26 protein-coding genes and 1 pseudogene are annotated in these 25665 nt (G+C 63.8%); 12 read left to right on the forward strand and 15 right to left on the reverse strand.

All coding sequences use genetic code 11. The annotated features are described in order from the left end of the window. Positions 1–106: 106 nt before the first annotated feature. From ilvD to pncA, 12 genes are all read right to left on the reverse strand, one after another. Positions 107–1954 (reverse strand): dihydroxy-acid dehydratase, encoded by a 1848-nt coding sequence (gene ilvD / locus XI06_RS29180; RefSeq protein ID WP_237868866.1) that lies wholly within the window; start codon positions 1952–1954, stop codon positions 107–109. A gap of 161 nt (positions 1955–2115) precedes the next feature. Beyond that, the gene (locus XI06_RS29185) at positions 2116–2976 is read right to left on the reverse strand and encodes an ABC transporter permease (RefSeq protein ID WP_237868864.1); all 861 of its coding nucleotides are present in this window, start codon (positions 2974–2976) and stop codon (positions 2116–2118) included. Continuing rightward, entirely contained in the window at positions 2973–3902 is a 930-nt protein-coding gene (locus XI06_RS29190) for an ABC transporter permease (protein WP_237862340.1), read from the reverse strand. The genes XI06_RS29185 and XI06_RS29190 overlap by 4 nt, the downstream gene beginning before the upstream one ends. Further along, the gene (locus XI06_RS29195) at positions 3902–4888 is read right to left on the reverse strand and encodes an ABC transporter ATP-binding protein (protein ID WP_237868862.1); all 987 of its coding nucleotides are present in this window, start codon (positions 4886–4888) and stop codon (positions 3902–3904) included. Before XI06_RS29195 ends, XI06_RS29190 begins: the two co-directional genes overlap by 1 nt. Beyond that, the gene (locus XI06_RS29200) at positions 4885–5868 is read right to left on the reverse strand and encodes an ABC transporter ATP-binding protein (RefSeq protein WP_271607060.1); all 984 of its coding nucleotides are present in this window, start codon (positions 5866–5868) and stop codon (positions 4885–4887) included. Before XI06_RS29200 ends, XI06_RS29195 begins: the two co-directional genes overlap by 4 nt. A 4-nt stretch (positions 5869–5872) precedes the next feature. After that, positions 5873–7510 (reverse strand): ABC transporter substrate-binding protein, encoded by a 1638-nt coding sequence (locus XI06_RS29205; RefSeq protein ID WP_237868860.1) that lies wholly within the window; start codon positions 7508–7510, stop codon positions 5873–5875. 27 nt (positions 7511–7537) lie between these two features. Next, positions 7538–8353, reverse strand: coding sequence for a sugar phosphate isomerase/epimerase family protein (locus XI06_RS29210; RefSeq protein WP_237868859.1), 816 nt, complete (start codon positions 8351–8353; stop codon positions 7538–7540). A 384-nt stretch (positions 8354–8737) separates the two neighbouring features. Beyond that, a complete protein-coding gene (locus XI06_RS29215) occupies positions 8738–8950 on the reverse strand; it encodes a hypothetical protein (protein ID WP_237868858.1) in 213 nt (70 codons plus the stop codon). A gap of 130 nt (positions 8951–9080) precedes the next feature. Further along, positions 9081–9464, reverse strand: coding sequence for a GrlR family regulatory protein (locus tag XI06_RS29220; RefSeq protein WP_237890109.1), 384 nt, complete (start codon positions 9462–9464; stop codon positions 9081–9083). Positions 9465–9501: 37 nt separating this feature from the next. Then, positions 9502–11535 (reverse strand): NAD(+) synthase, encoded by a 2034-nt coding sequence (locus XI06_RS29225; protein WP_237868855.1) that lies wholly within the window; start codon positions 11533–11535, stop codon positions 9502–9504. Positions 11536–11661: 126 nt separating this feature from the next. Beyond that, on the reverse strand, positions 11662–12777 hold the full coding sequence (locus tag XI06_RS29230; RefSeq protein WP_377802679.1) for an alpha/beta fold hydrolase: 1116 nt from the start codon (positions 12775–12777) through the stop codon (positions 11662–11664). 16 nt (positions 12778–12793) lie between these two features. After that, positions 12794–13420, reverse strand: coding sequence for a bifunctional nicotinamidase/pyrazinamidase (pncA, locus tag XI06_RS29235; protein WP_237868853.1), 627 nt, complete (start codon positions 13418–13420; stop codon positions 12794–12796). A 254-nt stretch (positions 13421–13674) separates the two neighbouring features. Between pncA and glk the strand changes: the two genes are divergently transcribed. The 3 genes from glk to XI06_RS29250 all read left to right on the forward strand — a co-directional run bounded on the left by glk (position 13675) and on the right by XI06_RS29250 (position 15292). Then, complete coding sequence (glk, locus tag XI06_RS29240; protein ID WP_237862330.1) at positions 13675–14643, forward strand: glucokinase; 969 nt, start codon at positions 13675–13677, stop codon at positions 14641–14643. A gap of 143 nt (positions 14644–14786) precedes the next feature. Continuing rightward, positions 14787–14990, forward strand: a complete 204-nt coding sequence (locus XI06_RS29245) for a hypothetical protein (protein WP_237862329.1) — start codon at positions 14787–14789, stop codon at positions 14988–14990. Between the two features lie 152 nt (positions 14991–15142). After that, complete coding sequence (locus tag XI06_RS29250) at positions 15143–15292, forward strand: hypothetical protein (protein WP_237890138.1); 150 nt, start codon at positions 15143–15145, stop codon at positions 15290–15292. 83 nt (positions 15293–15375) lie between these two features. Here the strand turns inward: XI06_RS29250 and XI06_RS29255 are convergent, their stop codons facing one another. Further along, the gene (locus XI06_RS29255) at positions 15376–15753 is read right to left on the reverse strand and encodes a response regulator (protein ID WP_237862328.1); all 378 of its coding nucleotides are present in this window, start codon (positions 15751–15753) and stop codon (positions 15376–15378) included. Positions 15754–15879: 126 nt separating this feature from the next. Further along, positions 15880–16698, reverse strand: a complete 819-nt coding sequence (locus XI06_RS29260) for a Spy/CpxP family protein refolding chaperone (RefSeq protein WP_237862327.1) — start codon at positions 16696–16698, stop codon at positions 15880–15882. Positions 16699–17183: 485 nt separating this feature from the next. Between XI06_RS29260 and XI06_RS29265 the strand changes: the two genes are divergently transcribed. From XI06_RS29265 to XI06_RS29290, 6 genes are all read left to right on the forward strand, one after another. Then, positions 17184–18524, forward strand: coding sequence for an ABC transporter substrate-binding protein (locus XI06_RS29265; RefSeq protein ID WP_237862326.1), 1341 nt, complete (start codon positions 17184–17186; stop codon positions 18522–18524). A gap of 132 nt (positions 18525–18656) precedes the next feature. Beyond that, positions 18657–19595 carry a carbohydrate ABC transporter permease gene (locus tag XI06_RS29270; RefSeq protein ID WP_237862325.1) on the forward strand — a complete coding sequence of 313 codons (939 nt, stop codon included), beginning with the start codon at positions 18657–18659 and terminating at the stop codon, positions 19593–19595. Next, positions 19595–20500 (forward strand): carbohydrate ABC transporter permease, encoded by a 906-nt coding sequence (locus tag XI06_RS29275; protein WP_237862324.1) that lies wholly within the window; start codon positions 19595–19597, stop codon positions 20498–20500. The genes XI06_RS29270 and XI06_RS29275 overlap by 1 nt, the downstream gene beginning before the upstream one ends. Positions 20501–20506: 6 nt before the next feature. Then, positions 20507–21607, forward strand: coding sequence for an ABC transporter ATP-binding protein (locus tag XI06_RS29280; RefSeq protein ID WP_237862323.1), 1101 nt, complete (start codon positions 20507–20509; stop codon positions 21605–21607). Between the two features lie 35 nt (positions 21608–21642). Beyond that, positions 21643–22632 carry a hydroxyacid dehydrogenase gene (locus XI06_RS29285; RefSeq protein ID WP_271607061.1) on the forward strand — a complete coding sequence of 330 codons (990 nt, stop codon included), beginning with the start codon at positions 21643–21645 and terminating at the stop codon, positions 22630–22632. A 171-nt stretch (positions 22633–22803) separates the two neighbouring features. Beyond that, on the forward strand, positions 22804–23280 hold the full coding sequence (locus XI06_RS29290; protein WP_237868851.1) for a hypothetical protein: 477 nt from the start codon (positions 22804–22806) through the stop codon (positions 23278–23280). Between the two features lie 60 nt (positions 23281–23340). On the opposite strand, the gene XI06_RS29295 is transcribed toward XI06_RS29290, so the two are convergent. After that, entirely contained in the window at positions 23341–23838 is a 498-nt protein-coding gene (locus XI06_RS29295; protein ID WP_237869984.1) for a DUF1993 domain-containing protein, read from the reverse strand. A 114-nt stretch (positions 23839–23952) separates the two neighbouring features. Between XI06_RS29295 and XI06_RS29300 the strand changes: the two genes are divergently transcribed. From XI06_RS29300 to XI06_RS29310, 3 genes and pseudogenes are all read left to right on the forward strand, one after another. Then, complete coding sequence (locus XI06_RS29300) at positions 23953–24735, forward strand: transporter substrate-binding domain-containing protein (protein WP_237862320.1); 783 nt, start codon at positions 23953–23955, stop codon at positions 24733–24735. Position 24736: 1 nt separating this feature from the next. Further along, complete coding sequence (locus XI06_RS29305) at positions 24737–25237, forward strand: hypothetical protein (RefSeq protein WP_237868849.1); 501 nt, start codon at positions 24737–24739, stop codon at positions 25235–25237. Between the two features lie 154 nt (positions 25238–25391). Further along, positions 25392–25665 (forward strand): annotated as a pseudogene (locus XI06_RS29310) (DUF2147 domain-containing protein); the annotation flags it as partial.

Genomic DNA, 25665 nt, shown 5'->3' on the forward strand with positions numbered 1-25665 from the left:
TTCGTTGGGGCATCCTTAATGCGAACGGCCGGCTATCGCCGGCCGTTCAGAACTTGTTGACCATGCGTGAGCGCAAGAGTTGCGATCACACCCACGGAAGATGCGCCTATTTGCGGCGCTTCACTTCGCGCACGGCGCCGCGCGCAGCACTGGTGGTGAGCGCGGCATAAGCCTGCAGCGCAGTCGAGACGTTGCGCTTGCGCGCAGCCGGCTGCCAGGCGGCATCGCCCTTCGCCTCTTCGGCCGCGCGGCGGCTGGCGAGCTCCTCGTCGGAGATCTCGAGGTTGATGCTGCGGTTCGGGATGTCGATGGCGATGCGATCACCGGTGCGTACCAGCGCGATGTTGCCGCCTTCGGCCGCTTCCGGCGAAAGATGACCGATCGACAGGCCCGACGAACCGCCGGAGAAACGCCCGTCGGTGACGAGTGCGCAAGCCTTTCCGAGGCCCATCGATTTCAGATAGCTGGTCGGATACAGCATCTCCTGCATGCCGGGGCCGCCGCGCGGGCCTTCGTAGATGATCACGACGATCTCGCCGGCGACGACCTTGCCGCCCAAAATGCCTTCGACGGCCGCGTCCTGGCTCTCGAACACGCGCGCGGGGCCGGAGAATTTCAGGATCGAAGAATCGACGCCCGCGGTCTTCACGATGCAGCCGTCCTGCGCGAGGTTGCCGTAGAGCACGGCGAGACCGCCATCCTTGCTGAAGGCGTGCTCGATGCTGCGCACGACACCCTTCTCGCGGTCGGCATCGAGCTCGTCGTAGCGGCGGTCCTGGCTGAAGGCGACCTGGGTGGGGATGCCGCCGGGCGAGGCGCGATAGAAGGTCCGCACCGCTTCGCTCTTGGAGCGCTTGATATCCCAGCGCTCGAGCGCCTCGTTCATGGTCGGCGCGTGCACGGTCGTAACAGAGGTGTCGATCAGGCCGGCGCGGTCGAGCTCGCCCAAAATGCCCAAAATGCCGCCGGCGCGATGCACGTCCTCGACATGCACGTCGGCGACCGAGGGCGCAACCTTGCAGAGCACGGGCACGCGGCGCGACAGGCGGTCGATGTCCTGCATGGTGAATTTCACCTCGCCCTCGTGGGCTGCGGCGAGCAGATGCAGCACGGTGTTGGTCGACCCGCCCATCGCGATGTCGAGCGTCATGGCGTTCTCGAACGCCTTGAAGTTCGCGATGTTGCGCGGGAGCACGGATGCATCGTCCTGCTCGTAGTAGCGGCGCACGAGATCGACGATGGTGTGGCCGGCCTCGACGAACAGGCGCTTGCGGTCGGCGTGAGTCGCGACAACAGTGCCGTTGCCGGGCAGCGCCAAGCCAAGCGCCTCGGTGAGACAGTTCATCGAGTTGGCGGTGAACATGCCCGAGCAGGAGCCGCAGGTCGGGCACGCCGAGCGCTCGATCACCTTGACGTCATCGTCGCTGACCTTGGAATCGGCCGCGGCGACCATGGCGTCGATGAGGTCGACGGCCTTGGTCTTGCCCTGCAGCTTGACCTTGCCGGCCTCCATCGGGCCGCCCGAGACGAACACGGCGGGGATGTTGAGACGCAGCGCGGCCATCAGCATGCCGGGCGTGATCTTGTCGCAATTGGAGATGCAGACGAGGCCGTCGGCGCAATGGGCGTTGGCCATGTACTCGACGCTGTCGGCGATCAGCTCGCGCGACGGCAGGCTGTAGAGCATGCCGTCATGACCCATGGCGATGCCGTCGTCGACCGCGATGGTGTTGAATTCCTTGGCGACGCCGCCGGCCTGCTCAATCTCACGGGCGACCAGCTGGCCGAGGTCCTTGAGGTGGACGTGGCCGGGCACGAACTGGGTGAAGGAGTTGACGACCGCGATGATCGGCTTGCCGAAATCGCCGTCCTTCATGCCCGTCGCGCGCCAAAGGCCGCGGGCGCCCGCCATGTTGCGGCCGTGGGTGGTGGTGCGGGAGCGATAGGCTGGCATGGCGGTTTCCGTCCTCGGGGTTGACCGGCCGGGCGGAAAATTTGGAGCCGCCTCAGGCCTTTCCGGCCGGATAGCGCACGGGGTGGTCAGGCGCAACGGGAACTTGCCCCTGACACCCCCGGATTGGCCCGGTGCAGGCCTCCCCTGCTCCCGACGCGCCCCTATTGCAGGGTCGGATCGAGCTTATCGCGCAGCCAATCGCCGATCACGGAGACCGCCAGCGTCGTGACCACGATCGTCGTGGCCGGCGCCAGCATGATCCAGGGCGCCCGGGTCAAATACTCGCGGCCGTAGCCGACCATGTTGCCGAGGCTGGTCATCGGCGGCTGCACGCCCAGGCCGAGGAAGGACAGGCCCGACTCCATCAAGATCACCTCTGGGAAAACAAGCGTCGTCGAGACGATCAGGGTCGAGGCGATGTTCGGCAGGATGTGCCTGAGATAGATCCGCGAAGGCCGCGCCCCCAATTGTCGGACGGCAGCGGCGTACCCTTGCGCATTGGCGGAGATGGCAAGGCCCCGCGCAATGCGGGCGTAGCGCTCCCAGCCGAACAGGCCCATCAGGCCGATCAGGAGCGGCAGGGAGTTGCCAAAGAAGGCGAGCACGGCGAGTGCCATGATCAGGAACGGCATGCTGGCCTGGAAATCGGACAGCATCAGCACGAGCTGCTCGACCAAACCGCGGAAATGCGCGGCGAGGAAGCCGAGCGTGGTTCCTGCAACGGCCGAGATCGCGGTCGCGCCGAATGCGATCAGCAGCGAGATGCGGATCGAGACGAGCAGGCGCGACAGCACGTCGCGGCCGAGCTCGTCGGTGCCGAGCCAATGCGCGACATTGCCCGGGGCAGCCAGGCGATTGCGCAGATCGAACTGCGTGTAGCCATAGGGCGTGAACTTCTCGGCGAAGGCCGCGATGACGAGCATCGCGACGATCCAGGTGATTGCGAGCGTAACCGAGATCGGGATCGCCGGCAGGCTGATGCGCCTGCTGACAGCGGTGTCCTTCAGCGTTGCCTCGGTCATGCATGCGCTCCTTTGGCGCGCAAGCGCGGATCGAGGAAGCCGTAAAGGAAGTCGACGACGAGGTTCGACGTCACCATGGTCAGTGCAACCAGCAGCAAGATGCACTGCACGACCGCGAGATCGCGGTTGGCGACGGCGACGACAAGCAGCCGCCCTACCCCCGGCCAGGCAAACACGCTCTCGACCACGACCGCACCCGCAATCAGCGAGCCGATCATAAAGCCAAGAATGGTCACGGTCGGGATCGCCGCGTTTGGCAGCGCATGCGAGGTCACGACCTTGCGCCACGGCACGCCCTTGGCCGACGCCGTGCGGATATAGGGCTGGCCGAGCACTTCCAGCATCGCGCTGCGGGTGAAACGTGCGAGCACCGCGGCCCCGCCAAGGCTGAGTGTCGCGATCGGGAGGATAGCGTGACGCCAGCTGTCCTGTCCGCCTGACGGCAGCCAGCCGAGTTGCACGGCGAAGATCAGCACCAGCAGCAGCGCAAGGACAAAACTCGGCACGGTGAAGCCGGCAACCGCCGTCATCATCACGGCGCGATCGATGGCCGAACCGCGATGCAGCGCGGCATAGATTCCGGCAGGAATGCCAAGCGCGACCTTGAACACAAAGGCCGGCAGCGTCAGCGCCAGCGTCGCCGGAATTCGCTCCAGCACGAGCTCCATCGCGGGCCTTCCGTCGCGCATGGAGCGGCCGAGCTCGCCCTTGGCGATGGCGCCGAAGTAATCGAGGTACTGAAACCAGATGGGGTCATCGAGGCCCCAGGCCTTGCGGAAGGCGGCGAGGACTTCCGGCGGCGCTTCGGGGCCCAGGATCATCAGCGCGGGATCGCCCGAGAGACGCAGCACGACGAAGGCGAAGGTGACGACGAGCACGATCGTAAGCGCCGCGCGTCCGATTCGAATGGCGAAATAGCGTCCCATCACGCGGCATCCCGCGTTTGGGCGCCCGTGACGAGATGGCAGGCCACCTGCCTGTCGCCGCCGACCGCGGAAAGTGGCGGCACCTCGCTCGCGCAGCGCGCGATGGCGCGCGGGCAGCGTGGGTGGAAGGCGCAGCCTTGCGGGCGTGCCGCCGGGTTCGGCGGATCGCCTGAGAGCATGATGCGACCCGCGCTGCGGCGACCGGGCGCGGGTGACGCTGAGACCAGCGCTTGCGTGTACGGGTGTTCTGGGCGCGCAAAGAGATCGTCGGCGCTGCCGATCTCGACGATGCGGCCGAGATACATCACGGCGACGACATTGCTGATCTGCCTGACGACGCGCAGATCGTGGCTGATGAACAGCAGCGTCAGCCCAAGCTGCGCCTGGAGATCGCAGAGCAGATTTACCACCTGGGCCTGGATCGAGACGTCGAGCGCGCTGACCGGCTCGTCGCAGACCAGGAAATCCGGCTTCGTCGCCAACGCCCGCGCCAACACGATGCGCTGGCGCTGGCCGCCGGAGAGCGCTCCGGGATAACGCGCGCCATGGGCAGGCGTCAGCTCGACCGCCCGGAACAATTCACGGACCCGCTCTTCGCGCTCGTCCGGTGTGCCGATGCCGTGAATATCCAGGGGCTCGCGAATTTGGGTCGCGACCGGCAGGCGTCGGTCCAGCGCGCCCAGCGGATCCTGAAAAATCATCTGCATGCGGGCGCGTTGCGCGCGCCACGCTGGCGTTCCGAGCGCCGCCATCGGCTTGCCCTCGAACCTCACTTCGCCGCGATCGGGCGGCTCAAGGCCCAGCACGATGCGTCCCGTCGTGGACTTGCCCGAGCCGGACTCGCCGACGAGGCCGAGTGTTTCGCCCTTGGGAATCGTCAGCGATATGCCGTCAACGGCGTGCACGGCGGTGCTGCGTCCGAACATCCCGGAACGCATCGCATAGCTGCGTGAGATCGAGGACACCTCGACGAGCGGCGGGTTCATTCGGCGGCGATCCCGAGCAGCGCGCGGCGCGAGGCCTCGGCGCGGATGCAGGCAACGGTGCGGTCGTCGGCGATCGGCGCAAGAGTCGGCGCGGCAAGGCCGCACGGTTCAGTTGCGAGCGCACAGCGTGGCGCGAAGGCACATCCGCCGGGCATGTGCGCCGGATCGGGCACCGCGCCGGGAATGGCGGTTAGGCGACGGTGCGGCCCGTCGAGCGGCGGCAGCGCCCCGATCAGGCCCTGCGCATAGGGATGGACGGGGTCGGCGAAGAGCTGGTTGGCGGGCGCCTGCTCGACGATGCGGCCGGCATACATCACGGCAACGCGGTCGCAGTTTTCGGCGACGACGCCGAGATCGTGGCTGATCAAAACCATCGCCATGTTCATCTCCCGGCAGATGGTGGAGAGCAGTTCGAGGATCTGCGCCTGGATGGTGGCATCGAGCGCGGTGGTCGGCTCGTCCGCGATCAGCAGGTCAGGATTTCCGGCAAGCGCCATCGCGATCATGATGCGCTGGACCTGGCCGCCGGAGAATTCGTGCGGATAGGCGGAGAGCCGCCGCGCCGCGTCGGGAATGCCGACGAGGTTGAGCAGCCGCAGCGCTTCCGCCTTCACGGCCTCACCGGAGAGATCGCGATGCAGCGCCAAGGCTTCGCAAAGCTGCTTGCGAATGGTCAGCACCGGATTGAGGGCGCTCGCCGGATCCTGGAAGATCATGGCGATCCTCCCGCCCCTGACCTTGTCGAGCTCGGAGGCCGGCGCGAGAAGCAGCTCGCGTCCGTCGAGCCGGACGGAGCCCGAGACATCAGCATGTCGCGGCAGGAGCCCAAGCGCGGCAAGCCACGTGACTGATTTGCCCGAGCCGGACTCGCCGACGAGGCCGAGAGCTTCGCCCTTGCCAAGCGCGAGATCGACGCCCCGCAGGACCGGCACGCCGCCAAAGGCAACGCTCAAGCCCTGGATGCTGATGAGCGGCGTCACCGCCCTACGCCTCGAAATTGCCGGCGCGGAAATCCATCGCGAACGCCGGGGCCGCCTTCCATTTGATCGATTTCGGCTTGGCCGTGAAGGTCGCGTTCTGGTGCAGCACCGTGTAGGCGGGGTCCTCGCGCTCGGCGATCTCCAGCATCCGGTGGAAAGCTTTCTTGCGTGCCGCGCGGTCGGTCGAGGTCTCCAGGAACTCGGAGAGCTTGTTCAGCTCGGCGTTGGTCCATTCGCCGATCTGCTGCTGCTGGCCGTTCGGACCATGCTGGGCAACCAGCGACGACACCGGATCGTTGAAGGCCGCCGAGTTCGACCAGTCGCGCACCGCACGCGTCGGCGCGCGTTCCATGATCTGCGACCAGTTCTCCTTGGTCTCAATCTCAACGTTGAGACCAACCGACTTCCACATCTCGACCAGCACCTGCGCGGTCGCGACCTGATTGGTGTAGTAATTGTTGAGCAGGCGGTACGGGATCGGATCGCCTTTGTAGTTCGCCTGCCTCAACAGATCCTGCGCGAGCTTGGGATCATAGGCAGGCACGTCCCAATCGGCGTTGAACATGTCGCCATAGAACTCCCACTGCAGGCCCTTCGGCACGCGGGTGCGGCCGGCCCACAGACTGTCGACGATGGCCTGCCGGTCGATGGCGTGGGTGAAGGCGCGGCGCACCAGCGGGTTGGCGAGCACGGCGTGGTTCTTGTCGAACACCGTCAGGCGGTGATTGAGGATGGTGCCGCCCTGCACCTCGAACGCGGAATTCTTCTCGATGCCGGCGATCTGGTCCGGCGGGATGTCGCAGGCGAACTGATATTCGCCCGAGAGTAGCCCGTTGATGCGGCTCGCCACTTCAGGGACTTCCAGGAAGCGGATGCGCTTGAGCGGCGGACGGCCGCCCCAATATTCGTCGTGCGCTTCCAGCGTCAGCGACACGTCGGGCTTGAGCTCGACGACCTTGTAGGGACCGGTGGTGACAGGCTTGCGCGCCCAGTCGAGATAGCTTGCGGATTCGTCCCAGGCGCGGCGGTTGGCGATGTCGGAGCCAAAGCGCGACAGCCGGCCCTCGATGGTGACGTCGGGCGTCGCGTTGTAGAAGCGCACTGTGTATTTATCGACGGCGTCGACGCGCACGAGGTCCGGCCAGATGCGGCGCGCAACCGCGGGCACGTCGGGTGGCAATTCCTTGCCGGGCTTCGGCATCGGGATCTTCTCGAACGCCTGAATGGTGCTGCGGCTCTTGGCCTCGGTCTCGCCGAACATGCGCTCGCGGCTGAAGGTGAAGAGAACGTCCTCGGCCGTCAGCTCGTCGCCATTGTGGAATTTCACGCCCTGGCGCAGCTTCACTTCCACAGTCTGGTCGTCGATGCGGCGCCATTCGGTGGCAAGACCGGGCACGGCCTCGAGATTGCCGCGCCAGTTCTTGGAAATCAGGCCTTCCCAGATTGATGAGAAGAACACGCGCTCGCCGACGTTGGACTGCTCGCGCAACACGTCGAGCACGTTGGCGTTGGTCACCTTCTGCACCGCGATCGTCACCGACGGACGGTTGTCGGCCTGCCCAATCGCAAAGCGTGGCAGCAGCAGCGTGCCGGCGGCGGCACCGCCGGACTTAAGGATCGTACGACGGGTAAGCTTGCTCATGGCGGTGACCCTGCCCTCTGATGTCTGTTATTCGGCGAGACCGAGCGCGGCGAGATGCGCCGCACCCTTGCGGACGTCGTCATGGTTGCGCAGTTCGAGGATCAGCCGCGGATTGGAATTCAGCCGGTCGAGCGCACGGAACACGGCCACCCAGGGGATGTTGCCTTCACCCGGCGCCCAGTGGCGGTCGGCAAAACCGTCGGTGTCCTGGAGATGCACATGCGTCAGCATGTCGCCGGCGGTCTCGACGTAATAATCGACGGGCGGCGCACCGGTGGAGATGTGGGCGTAGTTGGCGTGGCCGGTGTCGAGCGAGACACGGACCCTGCTGCTTTCGAGCGCCTTGGCGAGACGGACGCGGTCGCGCGGGTCCTTGTCCTCGATGTTCTCGATGACGATCTCGCAGCCGATGGTCTCGGCGCGCGCGATCACCTCAGCCAGCGTCGCCTTGACGCGCTCGACGATGTTGGCGCGGTTATCAGGATAGAGATCGAGGTTGTTGTGATCCCAGGTGGTGAAGGGCGAATGCATGACCATCTGCGTCGCGCCGAGGAATTCCGCAGCATCAAGGCCTTGCAGCAGCCGCTTGGTCACGGCTTGGCGGATCAGGTGATCGTGGCTGTCGATCTTGAAGCCCCAGAACGGACCGTGGATGCCGAGGCGCCCGCTGTGGCCCGACAGCATCTGCTTGATTTCAGCGGCGGGCGTGCGCCAGTCGCCGTCAAGCAGATCGGCGCGGAAGAAATCCTGAATTTCGAGATCGCGCTGCCGTTCGAGAAGCCAGTCGCGATGAGCGGGGATCGACTTGATGGACAGTGCGGCGCCCAACACCGGCTTCGACATGACTTGCTCCCTTGATCGTCAGCGATGACGGAGAGCAGCGCTAGACCAGTTCAATGACAGGCCGGTGAAATCGAGGTTCCGCAAGCTGCATGAGATGTGGACATCGTGTCGCGCGCTTGCGTGATTTCGTGCAGCGGCAAATGCAGCGTGCGCATGCGCATACATCCGCGTGCTGGATCAAGTGTTTTTCAGTCCGTAGTGATCCGGAATGGAATCCTAACTACAACTCGCGTACATCGCGGGACATCGATCGGCGGCCACTTCCACGGGCATCACCCTCTGATCGCGCACCATGGGGTTGGGGGACCACATGGGGCGGGGGATTGAAGGCTGGGGCAAGGTGACGAGGTCCGGACTCCTAGGCACTCCGGACCTCGGAACTTTCTACTTCGAACGCAATTTCGCGCCGCCGGCTTTATGAGCCGCGCGGCGCGAAGTCGTTTTGACGGTGCCTTGCCGGTCCAGCACTCGGCGCGTTTGCGGATCGATAATCACCGTGCAGTCACCCTGCCCTTGCTTCGCGACCATGATATCGCCGGCGGCGGTACCGAGCGGGATCGGGGTGGATGAGCTGCCGCCCGGCATCTGAACCGTCACGCTCAGTGAATCCGTCCACGCACTCGAGCCCACCGTTGACGGCTCGATTTCAATGACAGACGCGAACGCCCCTTCGGTACGAATGTTCCTGAGCCGAATCGTCGTTCGCTCGTGGGAAGATCAGGTCGCCCTACATCGCATCCTTTAATGTCAGCCGGGCCGTGAACGTCACGCTGGTCTTGCCGACCAGCGCCATGCCTTCAACCTCCGCACCGCCGGCCGAGTAGTCCCCCGAAAAGCCGCAAGTGACTTCCCTGCCTCCGAAGGCGAGAGTCCTTCCGACCGCCTCGGTGTGCTGGTTGACGATCATGTCGCCGCGCCACTTGCCGTTCCGGAAGGTGTAGCTGCCCGTGTAGTAGAAATAGCTGTCGCCACCCATGATGCGCCCGTCGCACAGCACGACCACGCCTCTCGCCTGACCGCGCTTGCCGTCACGCATCTCGATATCGAAGATGTAGAGGCCGTTGACGACCCTGGCCTTCTCGCCCGCTTCCGACCCGTCCCCGGCCGACATCAGATCGTCTCCCCGGCAATGCCGACCCGCCGCGCCCTCAGCTCGGCACGTTTCGCTCGAGGTCCTCGAGCCAGGCCGCGGCGCTGGAATCCGACGGCGCGCGCCAGTCACCACGCGGTGACAGCGAGCCGCCGGCTGAAACTTTTGGCCCGTTTGGCATCGCCGAGCGCTTGAACTGGCTGAAGGCGAAGAACCGTCGCAGGAACACCTCAAGCCAGCGGCGGATCTCCTTAAGATCGTATGCGCGACGTTTATCGGCCGGGAATGCCGGCGGCCATTCGCCCTCGGCGACATCCTTCCACGCCTGGAACGCCATGAAGGCGATCTTGGACGGCCGTAAGCCGAAGCGCAGCGTGTAGAACAGGTTGAAATCCTGCAATTCGTAGGGCCCGACGGAAGCCTCGGTGCTTTGCGGCTTCTCGCCCGGCTTCACGGGAACCAGCTCCGGCGAGATTTCGGCCGAGAGGATTGAAGCCAGGGTTCCGTTCACATCGCGGCTGAACTGCTTCGAAGCAATCACCCAGCGGATCAGATGCTGGATCAGCGTCTTCGGCACGCCGGCGTTGACGTTGTAATGCGCCATCTGGTCGCCGACGCCATAGGTGCACCAGCCCAGCGCGAGTTCGGAGAGGTCGCCGGTGCCGATGACGATGCCGCCATGATGGTTGGCGAGCCGGAACAGATAGTCGGTGCGCAGGCCCGCCTGCACGTTCTCGAAGGTGACGTCGTAGACCTTCTCGCCTTTGCCGAAGGGATGGTCGATGTCCTTCAGCATCTGCGTGGCGGTGGTGCGGATGTCGAGCTCCTGCCAGGTGGTCTGCAACGCCTTCATCAGCGCCAGTGCATTGGTCTTGCTTTCGCTGCCGGTGGCGAAGCCCGGCATGGTGTAGGCCAAAATATTCTCGCGCGGCAGGCCGAGCAGGTCGACGGCCTTGGCGGCGACGATCAGCGCGTGGGTGGAATCGAGGCCGCCCGATACGCCGATCACAACACGCTTGGTGCCGGTGGCGCGCATGCGCTGCACGAGGCCCGCGACCTGGATGTTGTAGGCCTCGTAGCAGTCCTGCTCGAGCAAATGCTCGTCGCTCGGCACGAACGGGAAACGCTCGACCTTGCGCAGGAAGCCGATATCCACGGACGGCGGCTTGAGGGCGAATGTCACTTTCCGGAATAGCGCTTCGCGCTGCCGGCGGTTGTCGTCGAACGTACCCATCAAGGCACGCTCCTGCCTGAGCAGGTCGAGGTCGACGTCGGCCATCGTGATCTGGCCGTCCTGCCTGAAGCGCTCGCCCTCGGCCAGCAGCACGCCATTCTCGTAGATCGAGGTCTGGCCGTCCCAGGCGAGGTCCGTGGTGGATTCCCCGGCGCCTGCGGCGGAATAGACATAGGCCGCAAGGCAGCGCGCCGAGGTCGACTGGCAGAGCAGCGCACGCGAGCGCGCCCGGCCGATCGTGATCGGGCTGCCCGAGAGGTTGATCAGCACGCTGGCGCCGGCCAGTGCCAGTTCGGAGGCCGGCGTCACCGGAACCCACATGTCCTCGCAGATCTCGACGCCGATGGTGAGACCGGGCACGTCCTCGGCCGCAAACAGCAGGTCGGTGCCGAACGGCGCCTGGAGCTTGCCGATGGCAACCGCCTCACCGGCGATGCCGGCGCCCGAGGCGAAATGGCGGCCCTCGTAGAATTCGCGATAGGTCGGCAGATAGATCTTGGGCACGACGCCCAGAATACGGCCGCGGTGAAGGACGACGGCACAATTATAGATGCGATTGCCAAAGCGTAGCGGCGCACCGACGATCAGCACGGTCATCAGGCCCGACGAAGCCTCGACGATCGAGGCGAGCCCGCGCTCGACGGCATCGAGCAGTGGATCCTGCTTGACGAGGTCCTCGATCGCGTAGCCGGACAGGCATAGCTCGGAAAACACGGCGACCGCGACCGACTGCGCGTCGCAGGTTTTTGCCGCCGCGATGATCGCCTTCGTATTGGCGGTGGGATCAGCCACATGGGAGGTGGTGACGCAGGCCGCAACGCGCGCAAAGCCGTGGGCGTAGATCGAGTGGAAGCTCATCGCGCAAAGGACCTTAGATCTTGTCGGACCGGCCGCGGCCGGCTCTCGACTCTATGTAGCCCATCGACCGAGCCCCGTGCAGGCCATCCGTCGTCATGCATAACGGATTTGCAAGCCACGCTGATGTCAGGCGCTGCGCGCCAGCACGCCGGAGAGGTCGTTGCGCAGCCATTCGGCGATCCGGGGCCAGGCATGGGCATGGGTCCGCGCACCCATAAACAGACCGAGATGGTCACTCGGCTCTGAGCGTGCTGCGACGAAAGCCGGCGGCGTGCCGAGGAGCTTCCCCGTGGCAAAGGCCTGCGCGGCCGGCACGACATTGTCATCGAGCCCGGCCAGCATGAATACTGGCGCCTTGACGTCCCTCAGGTCGATCGCACGGCCGAGCGCCGTGAAATGACCCGATGCGATCCGATTCTCGCGGAAGATCCAGTTGACGATCTGAAGATAGTAGGTGCCGGGCAAATTGAGCGTTTCGCTGTTCCAGCGGTCGAAGCGCGCCAGCAGGGCCGCCCCCTCCTCGTCCGAGAGGTCTCGCTGCAATGCCGCCGCGATGTCGTCGGGACCTGGCACCTTCGACCAGACATGCAGCATCTCCTCGCCGCTGACATTGCCGCCGCCGCGCGCAACGAGCTGATCGTAGACCATCTCGGGCGCGTTGCGGGCGAGCTGCGCCAGCCTGGACTCGACCGAGAGGTCGACCGGCGCGCCAACCAGCACCAGCCGCCGTACCTTGGCCGGAAAACGCGCCGCATAGAGTAGCGACAGCCAGCCGCCCTGGCACAGGCCGACCAGATCGACCGGCGCGCCGATCTCGTCGACAGCCACGTTGAGATCGGACAGATAGCTGTCGATCGAGAGGTGGCGCATCTCAGGCGTGGCCGAGCGCCAGTCGGTAAGATAGACCCGATCGATACCGCCCTGTTGCAGCGACTGCACCACGCTGTGACCGGGTGCAAAATCTGCGATCAGGGCCCGGTGCAGCGCATAGGGCGCGCAAATAAGCGCCGGCTGGCCGGATCGCGTCGGCGCGCAATCCCGCAGCCGCATGGTGGCAAGCTCCAATGCTACGGTGCCTGATGTGGTCCAGGGGAGCTCGCTTTCGCCCTGCTCCGTCGGGCTGCGTTCCAACCACCAGAAGCAGGCATCCATCGCGAGCTTTGCTGCCGCAAACGGCCACAGCATGGGGTCATCGGGGCCACGCCCCGCCTCCTCGGGCTGCTGACTGGTCTTCTCCGCCACCATTACCGATTGATCCTCACAAGAACGCCTCCAGGCTGACGACGGAAATACCGAGCTCCCCAAGACTTCGATGGGTCGCCGCGACCGAGCCGTCGAGGTCGATGCCACGGCAGGCGTCCTCGATCACTGCAACTTCGAAGCCAGCCTTGCGGGCATCCTCGGCGGAGAAGCGGACGCAAAAATCGAGCGCAAGGCCGGCAACGAAAACGGTCTTCAGCTCGCGCTCGCGCAAATAGCCCAGCAGGCCGGTCGGCGTCGTCTTGTCATTCTCAAACAGCGCCGAATAGGAATCGATCCCGCGGCGAAAGCCCTTGCGCACCACCAGGCTTGCCCGCGTCAGGTCCAGATCCCGATGGAATTCGGCACCAGTCGTGCCCTGGACGCAATGGGTCGGCCACAGCACCTGGGTGCCATAGTCCAACTCGATGGTCTGGAACGGCTGCTTGCCCGGATGGTTCGGCGCGAAGGAGACGTGATTGCCTGGGTGCCAGTCCTGCGTCAGCACCACATTGGCGAATTTTTGGGCGATCCGGTTGATGGCGGGGACGACCTTCTCGCCGCCGGGAACGGCGAGCGCCCCTCCGGTGCAAAAATCGTTCTGCACGTCGATCACCAGCAGCACGTCGCGGTCGGATATCTTCATCGAGAGGCCCCAATCGCTTCCCAATCGCAAGTCCAATGCCGTCTGACCGGCGCATCGGGCGCCAGCCGCTCTCGCCAATGTCGACCTTCCCGCCCGGCTTCGCAACCACCGTCCTGAATGCAACGCTTTTGGGGGGTCCGTGTTGACTAGCTGTGCCCAAGAGCGGAATCTCTGGTATCCGCGCCATACGGATCGCAGCGACGAAGCAGAGGAGAACGGTTCCTGTGGCCAAAGGCCACGGCAGCCAAAGGACCATGAGTATCGGCAAGACAGGAAACATTCTTCTCGCCGATATCGGCGGCACCAATGCACGTTTCGCGCTGAGCAATGGCGAGCAGATCGGACCGATCGACTATGTGAAGGTCGCCGACCATCCAACGGTCCGCGAGGCCATCGCCGACGTGCTGCGCCGGGCCGACAGCGAAAAGCCGGTTAGGGCCGTTCTGGCTGTAGCGGGCCCCGTTACCAATAACCGCTGCGTCATGACCAACAGCCCCTGGGTCATCGACGGCAACGAGCTCCAGCCGGCGCTCGGCTTCGACAGCGTCCACGTGCTCAACGATTTCGAGGTGGTGGCCTGGTCCCTGCCCGCCCTGCAGCCGGCCGACCTGATTCCGCTCGGCGGGCAGGACGGCATGCCAGGTGAGCCACTGCTGGTGGTCGGACCCGGGACTGGTTTTGGCGTCTCCTGCCTGGTCGAACGCCACGGCTCCCGGCTCGCTGTCGTCACGGAGGCCGGGCATGCCACCTTGCCGGCGGAGAACGAACGCGAGGAACGGGTAATCGCCTCGATGCGCCGGCGCTTCGGCCATGTCTCGATCGAGCGCGGCGCCCTGTCCGGTTCCGGCCTGCAATCCCTCTACGAGGCGATGGCCGAGGTCGATGAAGCCCAGGTGCCGCAACGCGATGCGGCAGCGATCACCAAGTCGGCGCTGGACGGCTCTTGCCTGCTCAGTCGCGCGACGCTGGAGATGTTTTGCGCCATCCTCGGCTCCGTGGCCGGCAATCTTGCGGTGACCTTCGGCGCCAGGGGCGGCGTCTACATTGCCGGCGGAATCGTCCCACGCTTTCCGGAATTCCTCTTGGCTTCAGCTTTCCGTGCGCGTTTCGAAGCCAAGGGGCGCTTCCAGGATTATTTGCGCAACATCCCGACGCGCCTTGTCATGAAGCCCGACGCAAGCTTCGTTGGCCTGAAGATGTTCGCCGATCACAATCTGGCTTGAGGGGCGCCGGCACGGATCGTCTGTCTCCGGCAATTCACAGCTGACTGCGGCCAATCCGCAGTTCCATGCAGGATCGTGCTTGCCCGTTTGCGTCCGATGCGAAACAATCCCGGCGTGTGTGGCGTACGTATCGGGGGCGTGACATGCGTAAGCAGGATGTAGGATTCGACTATCACCGCTATCACCGGCTGCTGACCGAGGCGGATGATGAAACGAAGCGGGTAGCGCTGATCGAGCTGTTGATCGAGGAAAAAGCGAGGGACCGCTTGGCCGCACAGCGTGCCTCGGACCGCGCCGCCATGACGGCCCACACCATTGCGACGGTGCTAAGGGGCGGCCGCAACTAACGCTTGCAAGGCCTGACGCCCGGCGGCGAGGAGTCTGCGATCGATTGCGATTCCGTTAAGTATCCTTGGCAATCCTGTATCAAACTTTCTGCTCTAGAAGTTCCCTCACCTGATGCAATTCAGGATTAAACAGAGGGGGAATGAACATGAGCATGATTTCGCTCGCCGAAATGCCGGCTGCCATCCAGACCCGGTCGAACGATTATTCTTTTAAAGCGATTGTCGTCTTCTGCTGCCTGGGCCTCATTGCCTCGTTCAGCCTGATGGCGCAGGGCGTCGACCTCAGCGCCGGCCTGATGTGATTCACTGACGGACCTTCCGTCACCAAATGGCCGCCCCTTTCGGGCGGCCATTTTCATGGGCGATGCCTCCACTGTCGACGGTGTCAGTGCGGCACTTTGGCGGGCATATCCGGAAACAGCGAGTCGATGATGCTCTTGAGCTGATCGAGCGCTATCGGCTTGCGCAGAATTGGCCGGCGCCGGAGCAAGGACGGCAGCAATTCCGGCCCGTAACCGGTGGCAAACAGAAACGGCTTGCCGCGCCGCTCGATCAGATCGGCGACCGGATCGACATAAACGCCCATCAGATTGATGTCGAGGATCGCGAAATCGTACTGCGCGGTCATCGCAAAAGCGCTCGCATCGCGCACATTGTCCGCTTCCGCGACGACATGGTGGCCAAGCTCTTCCACCATGTCAGCCATCATCATCCGGATCAACGCCTCGTCTTCGACCAGGAAAACGGAGAGTCCGTCCGCCATATCAACCCCGCAAGCCTCGTTGCGAAGCTAAGCATACCCCATTTGCGAAAAGGATTCACGAATTCGTGGCCTTCAAATTCCACCAATGCATGCAATCCGATTCAAGCTCGATCAATCCAAATCTGGTCAATCCAGCCCGCGCTCATGGCTGAGGCGAACCATCTCCTGGATGAACACCTGCTTCTGCTTGTCATCGAGGCTCGAGTACAGCGGCTCGGCCGCATCGGCGACATTGCGCTGGTCGGCGGCGCGGTCGATCAGGAACTGCGCCTCGTTGCGCATCTGCTCGATAATGTCGTCGGGCGGATCGCGCTTGGCCCGCTCCATCCGCAGGTTGAGACGCTCCGCGCCATTGTGCCCGAGATAGTGCATGGCACTGGAGAAGCCGAACCAGTTCTTCTCCTGATCGGGCGTGAGATTCAGCTCGGTCTTGATCCGCTCGATATAGGAATCGCTGTTGGCGACGATCTGGTCGGCGGTCAGTTGCGGCGCGCCGGGCTGGGTCAGGACCGTGACGTCCTTATTGTCCTTGGTGTCCTGGGGAGCGTTCTTGGCTTCCTTGCTCGCCTTGGCCCCCTTGGCGCCTTTTGCTGTCTTGGCGTCCTTGTCCTTGGCCGGGCCCGACTGCTTGGCGTCCTTCGCATCCTTGGAAGCGTCCTTACCAGCATCCTTGCTGGCGTCCTTGGCTGCCGGCGCCTGGCCGTTGTTGTTATTCCCGACGCCGAGCACACCGGTGAATACGCCGACCACGCCGCCGATGGCGCCGCCGAGGACGCCTCCGACAGGACCCGCCGCCTTGTTACCAGCCGCGGCTCCGTCCTGGACGCCCTTGACCAAACCTTGTGCATTCGCAACCGCGGACGCGCCGACAAGCAGTGTCAGCACGGACCCGAGCGCGAGCCATCGTCGCAGGCCAAGCCGCGCAGGCGGCGCCGGGTTGATCATTTGGGTCTCCATCTCGATCTGCTTGCCTTCTCAAGGAAACGGCAGGCCTCCTGCCGGTTGCAACTCTACCGTTTTCGCCGAGCCGAGGTCTAGGTACGGACATCGCTGTCCCCGCTCGAAAGAGCTTTGGCGCGAAGCGGCGATGCAAGCCTATTCGGAACTACGGCGTAATTGCGCACGGGTCATTTGGCGGCTTCGCTCCACGTGTGCATCGCAATAAGAGCTGCCGCAGCTCATGACCGACGACGTGCGCCGTCGCTGCCCCATACACAACGTTAGTTCTAGAGCGCGACGCATTCGGCTTTCTCGACAGACGCAATCAATCATGATCTGATCGCGCTACCAATTTGCCGCGTCCCTCGCGTGAATCTGCCGCTGGGGATGACGAGGCCAAAAAGAAACGTCCAACAACAAAATCAAAAACAAACTTGGGAAATTCAAAGGAAACGACAGAACAATAAAACAAACCAAGGCGAGGAAACGAGATGTCACGCAAGACACTGACGCGACGTCAATTTGTGGCTGCCACTGCAATGTCCTCCACGGCGCTGATCGCAGCGCCCTATGTCCGAGGCGCTTACGCCGCCGGCAAACTCTCGATCGGTTTCTGGGACCACTGGGTGCCCGGCGCCAACGATGCCTCCACCGCACTCGTCAAGGAATGGGGTGAGAAGGAAAAAGTTGAGGTTTCGATTGATTACATCACCAGCAACAACAAGAAGATTGAGCTGACCGCGGCGGCCGAAGCACAGGCCAAGTCGGGTCACGACATTCTTCAGATGCCGAGCTGGTGGCCGCACGCTTATTCCGAAAACCTCGAGCCGCTCAACGACGTCATGGAGCCGCTCATCAAGCAGAATGGCGAGGTCAACGGCACTGTCAAATATCTGGCGCAGTCGGGCGGCAAATGGCTTGCAGTACCGGCAACCCCAGGAAGCCAGATCAAGGGCCCCTGCTCCCGTATCGATCTCATGAAGAAGCACGCGGGCATCGACGTCCAGGAGATGTACCCGGCCGGCGGCCCGCCGAAAGATGACAATTGGACGTTGGAGACATTCCTGAAGGCGGCGGAAGCCTGTCAGAAGGCCGGCTTCCCCTTCGGCATCGGTCTCGGCGAGACCACCGACAGCGTCGATACGGCGGGTGCAATCTTCCAATCGTTTGGCGCCGAGCTCGTCAATGCCAAGGGCGACGTCACCGTCAAGACTGACGCGGTGCGGCAGGCACTCGAATTCTACAAGAAGCTGATCGCCGTGTTGCCAGCCGATGCGCCGTCCTGGGATGACGCCTCCAACAACAAATGGCTGATCTCGGGCCGCGGCGCGATGATCATGAACCCACCGAGCGCCTGGGCCGTTGCCAAGCGCGATGCGCCGCAGGTCGCCGAGCAATGCTGGACTCATGGTTTCCCGTCGGGGCCGAAGGGCCGCTTTGCGCCGTTCCTTCCTTATTTCTGGGGCGTCTGGAGCTTCGGCAAGAACAAGGAGGCGGCCAAGAGCCTGCTCGTCCATCTGTCTTCACCCGCGGCGATTGAAAAGTTCGTCGTGGCGAGCGGCGGATACGATCTCCCGGCCTACGCGAACATGACGAAGCTCAAGACCTGGGCCGAGGAAGGGCCGCCCAAGGGCACGCTGTTCCACTATCCGGATCCCTACCATCGTCAGACCCTGTCGATCGCCGCGTCACCGGCGCCGCCGAAGATCGCCCAGCAGATCTATTTCCAGGCCACGCTGACCAAGATGGCGTTGCGCTTCGCGCAGGGTGAGAAGATGGAAACCGCGCTCGCCTGGGCCGAGGACGAGTGCGAGGGTTTTATGCGGACCTGAGCCGGGTGTGTGCCAAGGCGGTTCGTGCCTCCGGGCATGAGCCGCCAAGGCGCGCTCGCACTCCGTCCGCATGACAAAGGAGTCGACCGGTCGCCGGCTTCCTCCTTCATCTTCCGTCAGAAAGCTCATTCCATGGCCGATGTCGTCGTTCAGCAAGGTCGCCTCGTCCGCAACGCGCGCCCGCGAAAAGCTTCGGGTCTGCGCAACATGCTGGGCCGGAAATCGACCGTGGCGTTCTTCCTGACGCTGCCACTGATCCTTCTGATCGCGTTGCTCGTGCTCTACCCCGCCTTCTTCTCGCTATATCTGGCGACGCTGAACAAGGCGATGACCAAATTCGTTGGGCTGGGCAATTTCACCTTCCTGTTCAAACGCGAGACGTTCTGGATGGTGGTGAAGCAGTCTTGCATCTTTGCGGTCACCGCCGTGGTCTTCAAGGCACTGATCGGCTTCATCGTCGCGCATTTCGTTCACAACATTCCCGGCAAGAAGCAGCGCAAATGGCGCGGCATGCTGCTGGTGCCCTGGGTGATTCCGCCGGCGATGAGCACGCTGGCCTGGCTGTGGCTGTTCGATCCGTCCTATAGCGCCTTTAACTACACGCTCTCCTTCTTCGGCGTCGGCCCGATCCCCTGGCTCGGTGAGACCTTCTGGGCACGCTTCTCCGTCATCCTTGTCAACGTCTGGTACGGCGCGCCGTTCTTCCTGATCATGTACCTGGCCGCGCTCAAATCGGTTCCCGACCAGCTCTATGAGGCGGCGGCGATCGACGGCGCCAATTGGTGGCAGAAGATCTGGTACATCACGCTGCCGATGATGCGCAACATCATCGCGATCACCACGCTGTTCTCGCTGATCGTGACCTTCGCCAATTTCGACATCGTGCGCATCCTGACCTCGGGCGGACCGCTGGACACGACGCATCTGTTCGCCACCTGGGCATTCCAGGTCGGCATCCAGAGCAGCGACATTCCGCTCGGCGCCTGCGTCTCGCTGTTCATGGTGCCGATCCTCGCCGTCGCGGCGATCTTCATCCTGCGCGACGTCTCCAAACGCGGGAATGAAGCCTGATGAGTACGCTCGTAATCGACAAGGCTGGACCGACCCGCAAACTCGGCAGCATGAGCCGGGATCGCGCCTGGGCATTGCGCTGGTCCTATTTCTTCCTGGTGTTGTTTGCGATCTTCTTCCTGACGCCGCCAGTTTACATGCTGATCACCTCGCTCAAGAGCAGCGCAGAGATCTCGGCGGCAACCAACCCGTGGTGGGTGTTTCACCCAACGCTCTCGAACTATGTCGAGCTGCTGACCTCGAACCAGTTTTTGCGATTCTTCTGGAATTCGTCGATCATCTCGATCGTGGTCGTGATCGTGACGATGCTGATCAGCATCCCCGCGGCGTTCGCTCTGGCGCGGATGAAATTCTGGGGATCGGCGACGCTCGCGACCGGCGTGTTCCTGACTTATCTGATCCCGGACAGCCTGCTGTTCATTCCGCTGTTCAAGATGCTGGCGATGATCCAGGACTTCACCGGCATCACGCTCCTGAACCGCTGGTATGTGCTGGTGTTCATCTATCCGACGCTGACGGTGCCGTTCTGCACCTGGATCATGATCGGCTATTTCGCCTCGATCCCGAAGGAGCTCGACGAGGCCGCGATCATCGACGGCGCCTCCTGGCTCCAGACGCTGCTGCGCATCTTCATTCCGGTGGCACTGCCCGGGCTGATCGCGGCGACCATCTTCGCGTTCACGGTGTCCTGGGCCCAGTTCCTCTATCCCCTGGTGTTCACGACATCGGTCGACCAGCTCGTGCTGCCGGTCGGCATCACCACCACGCTGATCAAGGGCGACGTCTTCAACTGGGGGCAGATCATGACCGGCGCGCTGCTCGGCGCGGCCCCGCCGCTGATCATCTACGCCTTCCTGATGGACTACTACATTGCTGGCCTGACTGCCGGCGCGACAAAGGGTTGAATGCTCATGGCCGACGTTTCCTTGCGTAAGGTGATCAAGCGCTACGATGATGTCGAAGCCGTCCGTGGTATCGACCTTGATATCGCCGACCATGAGTTCATCGTGCTGGTCGGTCCCTCCGGCTGCGGCAAATCGACTACGCTGCGCATGATCGCGGGGCTCGAGGACATCAGCGACGGCGACATCATGATCGGCGGCGACGTCGTCAACGACGTGCCGCCCAAGGATCGCGACATCGCCATGGTGTTCCAGAACTACGCGCTCTACCCGCACATGACGGTTGCCGAGAACATGTCGTTCGGCCTGCGGCTGAAGCACTATCCCAAGGCCGAGATCAAGGCGCGGGTGACCGAAGCCGCACGCTTGCTCGACATCACCGACCTGATCGACCGTAAGCCGAAGCAGCTCTCGGGCGGCCAGCGCCAGCGCGTCGCCATGGGGCGCGCCATCGTGCGCAATCCAAAGGTCTTCCTGTTCGACGAACCGCTGTCCAACCTCGACGCGAAACTTCGCGTGCAGATGCGCATCGAGATCAAGAAGGTGCACCAGAAGGTGCGCACCACGACCGTCTACGTCACCCACGACCAGGTCGAGGCGATGACGCTGGCCGATCGTGTGGTGGTGATGAACAAGGGACGGATCGAGCAGATCGGCACGCCAAACGAGCTCTACCACAAGCCGGCGACGCGTTTTGTTGCAGGCTTCATCGGCTCGCCCGCGATGAATTTCATCCCCTGTCGGCTGGAGGATGCCGGCGGCACGCTCCAGATCCGCCTCACCGACCGCATCGCCTTTGCATTGCCATCGGCGCGCGCCGCGCGCTACAACGCGCTGCCGCGCACCGACAAGCTGCTGCTTGGCATCCGCCCCGAGCATCTCACCGAGTCGCATGCGCATCTAGGGTCGGGAGTCGAGAGCTTCGACACCGTGCTCGACGTCACCGAGCCGATGGGAATGGAGACGCTGGTTTATTTCGGGCTCGACGGCACGCCGGTCTGCGGCCGTGTCGACCCCAATGCCGGCGCCAAGGACGGGGCTCCCATGCGTTTGGCGATGGACCTCAACAACATGCACCTGCTAAACGAGGAGACCGGCGCCGTGCTGTGACGCCGGTCTAAGAAACTTGGAGCAGGCGGGGAGCGATGGCGACCAACAAGAAGAAGATTTTCGTTACACAAACTTTGTCGCAAGGGGCGCGCGCCCTCCTCACCCAGCGAGACGATATCGAACTCGTCGAGTTTACGAACCTGATCTCCGCCAAGGATTTTGAGGCTCTGCTGAAGAGTCACGCGCCGGTCCACGGCGTGGCGCTCGGCGCCACCGCGTTCGGCGAGACCGAACTCGAGGCGGCCCGCGACATGAAAGTCGTGACCCGGATCGGCGTCGGCTACGACGCCGTCGATGTACCCGCGCTCTCCCGCCGCAAGGTGCCGCTGATGGTCGCGGGTAGCGCGAACTCGCCCTCGGTGGCCGAGCAGGCGCTGTTCATGATGCTGACGCTGGCCAAGCGCGCCAATGAGATGCATGCCTGCGTCAAGGACGGCCAATGGGCCAACCGGCTCGGCATGCTGCCGTTCGATCTCTACGGCAAGACCGTGCTGATCATCGGCTTCGGCCGCATCGGCAGCCGCACCGCCAAGCGCTGTCAGGCGATGGAAATGAAGGTGCAGGTCTACGACCCCTATAAGCCTGCCGCCGACATCAAGACCGCCGGCTGCGAGCCGGTCACTGATCTCGACGCGGCGCTGCCGAACGCCGACTTCGTCACCATCCACTGCCCGAAGACACCTGAGACCGTCGGCCTGTTCGATGCTGACAGGATCGGCCGGATGAAGCCAAGGTCCTATCTGATCAATACCGCCCGCGGCGGCATCGTGAAGGAGGCCGCGCTGTACGATGCCCTCGTCTCCGGCAAGGTTGCAGGCGCCGGCATCGACGTGTTCGAGGTCGAGCCGCCGCCGGTCAGCAATGCGCTGTTCGCGCTGCCCAACGTGATTATGGCCCCGCACGTCGCCGGCGTGACTGTCGAGGCGGTCCAGCGCATGAGCGAGCAGACCGCGCGCAACATCTTGAGTGTGATCGACGGCGATCCGATCAGGCAGAACATCATCAATCAGGACGTGCTCGGCTGAGGCAAATCCCGGGGGCGGGCCACCATTCTACCCGCCTTCGGATGGCCAGAATGCGTCCCATTTTGGTGCAGATCGGGCCCCAACTCAGCCTTAATCAAACCCGCGTAATGTATCCGGCCGCGGCGGCAGTGGGACAGACTTGCCGGCCGCGTCGAGCTGGAGGATGGACCCTTGTCAGAGATCGACCCGACCGACCAAGCGCTGGCGACCATCGCCAGCATTTTCGAGCACCCCGAGCCGACCTTCGTTGTCCGGGACACCGAGACGGAGGCGGCCGTCGCTGATGAGCATCCTGCCGTAGCCGAACATTCTACCATGGACGCGCACGAGCATCCCGTGGTCGAGGAGCAGCCGCTGGTGCCGCAGCACCCGGCCGACGCCGACGGCTATAGCAAAGTCGGTCCCGGACCGATGGTGGCGATCCGCCTGAAATGGACGGTCCATCGCGGCGACGACGGCCAGTATTACGTGCACGAGACCATCGGCGAGCAGTCTGCTCCCGTGGTCAGTGGCCCAATGACCAGCGAGGCCGCCGTGCATTTCGTCGACGAACACGAGGACGAGGCCAACAGGCGCTTCGAGCTGCTGCGCAGCGAGATAGCCGGCCGCAGCTCGCTCGCCGATTACGAGCGCAAGGGCGAAGCGTAATTCCTTTGCCCTATCACTCCGTACACCTCTCCCTGACGGGGAGAGGTGTAGACCAAGCCTCTACTTCCTTCCCAAAAAGTCCTTCTTCACCAGCTCGACGCCTGCGTGCCGCAACAGGTCGTACGCGGTCGTGACGTGAAAGAAGAACTGCGGGACGCTGTTGGTGAGCAGCAGCGTCCGCCCGGTAAAGGGCAGCTCGGTCCCGTTCTTCAGCTTGAAGAAGACCTTCAGCTCCGCCGCCGCATCGATTTCGGCACGCGGAAGACTTTCAATGAACTCGATTGAGGTGGCGATCCGAGCCTGAAGCCCGGCCATGTCGTGCTCCAGCGGCGGCAGCGCAACCGGCTCGCACCGCGCCAGCAGGGCCGGCGCCACTGTGGCGTGGCGGCAGGCCTCGCCGACCTGCTGCGCCAGATCGTACATGTTCGGCGCCATGCGCATGCCGAGCAGGACCGCCGGATTGAACTTGCGGGTCTCGGCATAGGCAACGCCCTTGTCGAGCAGCACGGACAGATTGCGCAGGTAAGGCACGAAGAGGCCGACAGAGGCCTCGTACATCGAGATCGTCACTTCACAATTCCCTTCAATTCCGCCTCGCCAGCGGCCGGCAACTGGTCTAAATCCAACTCAGAAGAGCTGCACAATGACAGCTCGGGCTTGGGTGGAAAAGAGATGACCGTTCGAATCTTGGCGGCTTTGGCCGTCGCACTGCTGATGAACCTTTCGGCTCACGCGCAGCAGGCGTCGCCCTCTCGCCTCGACGAGATCATCAAGCGCGGCACCTTGCGCGTCGGCATGACCGGCGACTACAAGCCCTTCACCTATCTGGACAAGGCAACACAGCAGTTCTCCGGCTTCGACGTCGACATGGCGCAGGCGCTGGGCAAGGCGCTCGGCGTCAAGGTCGAGTTCGTGCCGACGGCCTGGCCGAAGCTGATGAAGGATTTCGAGGCGGACCAGTTCGACATCGCGATGGGAGGCGTCTCCGTGACGCTCGATCGCCAGAAGAAGGGCTACTTCTCGATCCCGATCATGCGCGAGGGCAAGACACCGATCGCGCGCTGCGCCGACGTCGGCAAGTACCAGTCCATTGCCGACATCGACAAGAAAGGCATCCGCGTCATCGTCAATCCCGGCGGCACCAATGAGCGTTTCGCGCGCGCCAACATCAAGGATGCCGACATCACCGTCTTCCCCGACAACACCGAGATCTTCCACGAGATCGCCAAGGGTAACGCTGACCTGATGATGACGGACGCCTCCGAGACCCGCTACCAGCAGAAGCAGAACTCAGGCGTGCTCTGCGCAGTGCATCCGGACAAGCCGTTCGACTTCTCGGAGAAGGCCTACTGGCTCCAGCGCGACATGGCGCTGAAAGCCTTCGTCGACCAATGGCTGCACATCTCCATGGAGGATGGCAGCTACAAGAAGATCTACGCCGCCTGGTTCGACTAGCATGCGGCTGGTGATCGTGTCGGCGACGGCGCTCGCGCTGGCGGGAGCCGGCAGCGCATTCGGGCAGACGCCTTTCACGCCGGCGATGGGCCCCGCCTGCAAGGACCAATCCAAGGAAGGGTTCGGGCTGTGGACCTGCCCAGGTCCGGCCGGCTACGTCGTGCGCTTCGCCGACGAGGGCAACATCGTCTCGCTGACGATTGCGCCGAGGCGCGCGATCGAGAAGGTGCAGGGGCCGACGGCGCAATGGCGCGGTGCCGGCAAAGCCTTTGGCGACAAGGTGCAGTGGATCATGCGCGCCGGCGTCCCCAGGGCCGCGGTGATCCGGACCTGGAGCCGGGTCGGTGACGACGAGCGCGAAATCCAGGAGCTCTCGGTGTTTGCAATCAATGGCGAGAAGGCCTGCCTCGTTGGAGCGGTCGAAATCCACACCGGCAAGGCCAACGCGACGGCCCTCGCCCGTGCCGAGCAGGCCGCGGATTCGCGCTGCCCGGAGAAGTAGCTGGACCACCCGTCCAACTCTGGACCGAGTCCGGCGTTATTGAACCGGGGACCACCGGCAGACGACTCATACGGAGACAGTGATCTAGATCACTTTTCGCAGATGAACCGGGGCGTAAGCGTCGGTGCGGGGATCAGCTTTTCGGGAGATGGAAATGAGGAAGCTGTTGGCCACGGCCGCATTCCTTTTGGTGAGCACCGCAGCGCAGGCGCAGTACACGTTCGAGTATGGCGGGCGCACCATCCGCATCGATCCGGACCGCGGCACGGTGCAGATCCCCGGCGTCTATGACAACACCGGCCAGGGCAAAGCCAAGAAAGCCAAGAAGAACGACACCAAGCAGGACCAGCAGGCGCCGCAGCAGGCCAAGGTCGATCCGCAACCGCCGCCCGCGCCGGCCCCACCTCCCGTTGCCGCGCCTCCGGCGG

Source organism: Bradyrhizobium sp. CCBAU 11434 (assembly GCF_028128895.1).
GTDB lineage: Bacteria > Pseudomonadota > Alphaproteobacteria > Rhizobiales > Xanthobacteraceae > Bradyrhizobium > Bradyrhizobium zhengyangense.

Coding starts and splice junctions, on each gene's coding strand:
- ilvD (WP_237868866.1), bottom strand. CDS start 1,954: ATGCCAGCCTATCGCTCCCGCACCACCACCCACGGCCGCAACATGGCG.
- XI06_RS29185 (WP_237868864.1), bottom strand. CDS start 2,976: ATGACCGAGGCAACGCTGAAGGACACCGCTGTCAGCAGGCGCATCAGC.
- XI06_RS29190 (WP_237862340.1), bottom strand. CDS start 3,902: ATGGGACGCTATTTCGCCATTCGAATCGGACGCGCGGCGCTTACGATC.
- XI06_RS29195 (WP_237868862.1), bottom strand. CDS start 4,888: ATGAACCCGCCGCTCGTCGAGGTGTCCTCGATCTCACGCAGCTATGCG.
- XI06_RS29205 (WP_237868860.1), bottom strand. CDS start 7,510: ATGAGCAAGCTTACCCGTCGTACGATCCTTAAGTCCGGCGGTGCCGCC.
- XI06_RS29210 (WP_237868859.1), bottom strand. CDS start 8,353: ATGTCGAAGCCGGTGTTGGGCGCCGCACTGTCCATCAAGTCGATCCCC.
- XI06_RS29220 (WP_237890109.1), bottom strand. CDS start 9,464: ATGTCGGCCGGGGACGGGTCGGAAGCGGGCGAGAAGGCCAGGGTCGTC.
- XI06_RS29225 (WP_237868855.1), bottom strand. CDS start 11,535: ATGAGCTTCCACTCGATCTACGCCCACGGCTTTGCGCGCGTTGCGGCC.
- pncA (WP_237868853.1), bottom strand. CDS start 13,420: ATGAAGATATCCGACCGCGACGTGCTGCTGGTGATCGACGTGCAGAAC.
- glk (WP_237862330.1), top strand. CDS start 13,675: ATGAGTATCGGCAAGACAGGAAACATTCTTCTCGCCGATATCGGCGGC.
- XI06_RS29245 (WP_237862329.1), top strand. CDS start 14,787: ATGCGTAAGCAGGATGTAGGATTCGACTATCACCGCTATCACCGGCTG.
- XI06_RS29250 (WP_237890138.1), top strand. CDS start 15,143: ATGATTTCGCTCGCCGAAATGCCGGCTGCCATCCAGACCCGGTCGAAC.
- XI06_RS29255 (WP_237862328.1), bottom strand. CDS start 15,753: ATGGCGGACGGACTCTCCGTTTTCCTGGTCGAAGACGAGGCGTTGATC.
- XI06_RS29260 (WP_237862327.1), bottom strand. CDS start 16,698: ATGATCAACCCGGCGCCGCCTGCGCGGCTTGGCCTGCGACGATGGCTC.
- XI06_RS29265 (WP_237862326.1), top strand. CDS start 17,184: ATGTCACGCAAGACACTGACGCGACGTCAATTTGTGGCTGCCACTGCA.
- XI06_RS29270 (WP_237862325.1), top strand. CDS start 18,657: ATGGCCGATGTCGTCGTTCAGCAAGGTCGCCTCGTCCGCAACGCGCGC.
- XI06_RS29275 (WP_237862324.1), top strand. CDS start 19,595: ATGAGTACGCTCGTAATCGACAAGGCTGGACCGACCCGCAAACTCGGC.
- XI06_RS29280 (WP_237862323.1), top strand. CDS start 20,507: ATGGCCGACGTTTCCTTGCGTAAGGTGATCAAGCGCTACGATGATGTC.
- XI06_RS29285 (WP_271607061.1), top strand. CDS start 21,643: ATGGCGACCAACAAGAAGAAGATTTTCGTTACACAAACTTTGTCGCAA.
- XI06_RS29295 (WP_237869984.1), bottom strand. CDS start 23,838: ATGTACGAGGCCTCTGTCGGCCTCTTCGTGCCTTACCTGCGCAATCTG.
- XI06_RS29300 (WP_237862320.1), top strand. CDS start 23,953: ATGACCGTTCGAATCTTGGCGGCTTTGGCCGTCGCACTGCTGATGAAC.
- XI06_RS29305 (WP_237868849.1), top strand. CDS start 24,737: ATGCGGCTGGTGATCGTGTCGGCGACGGCGCTCGCGCTGGCGGGAGCC.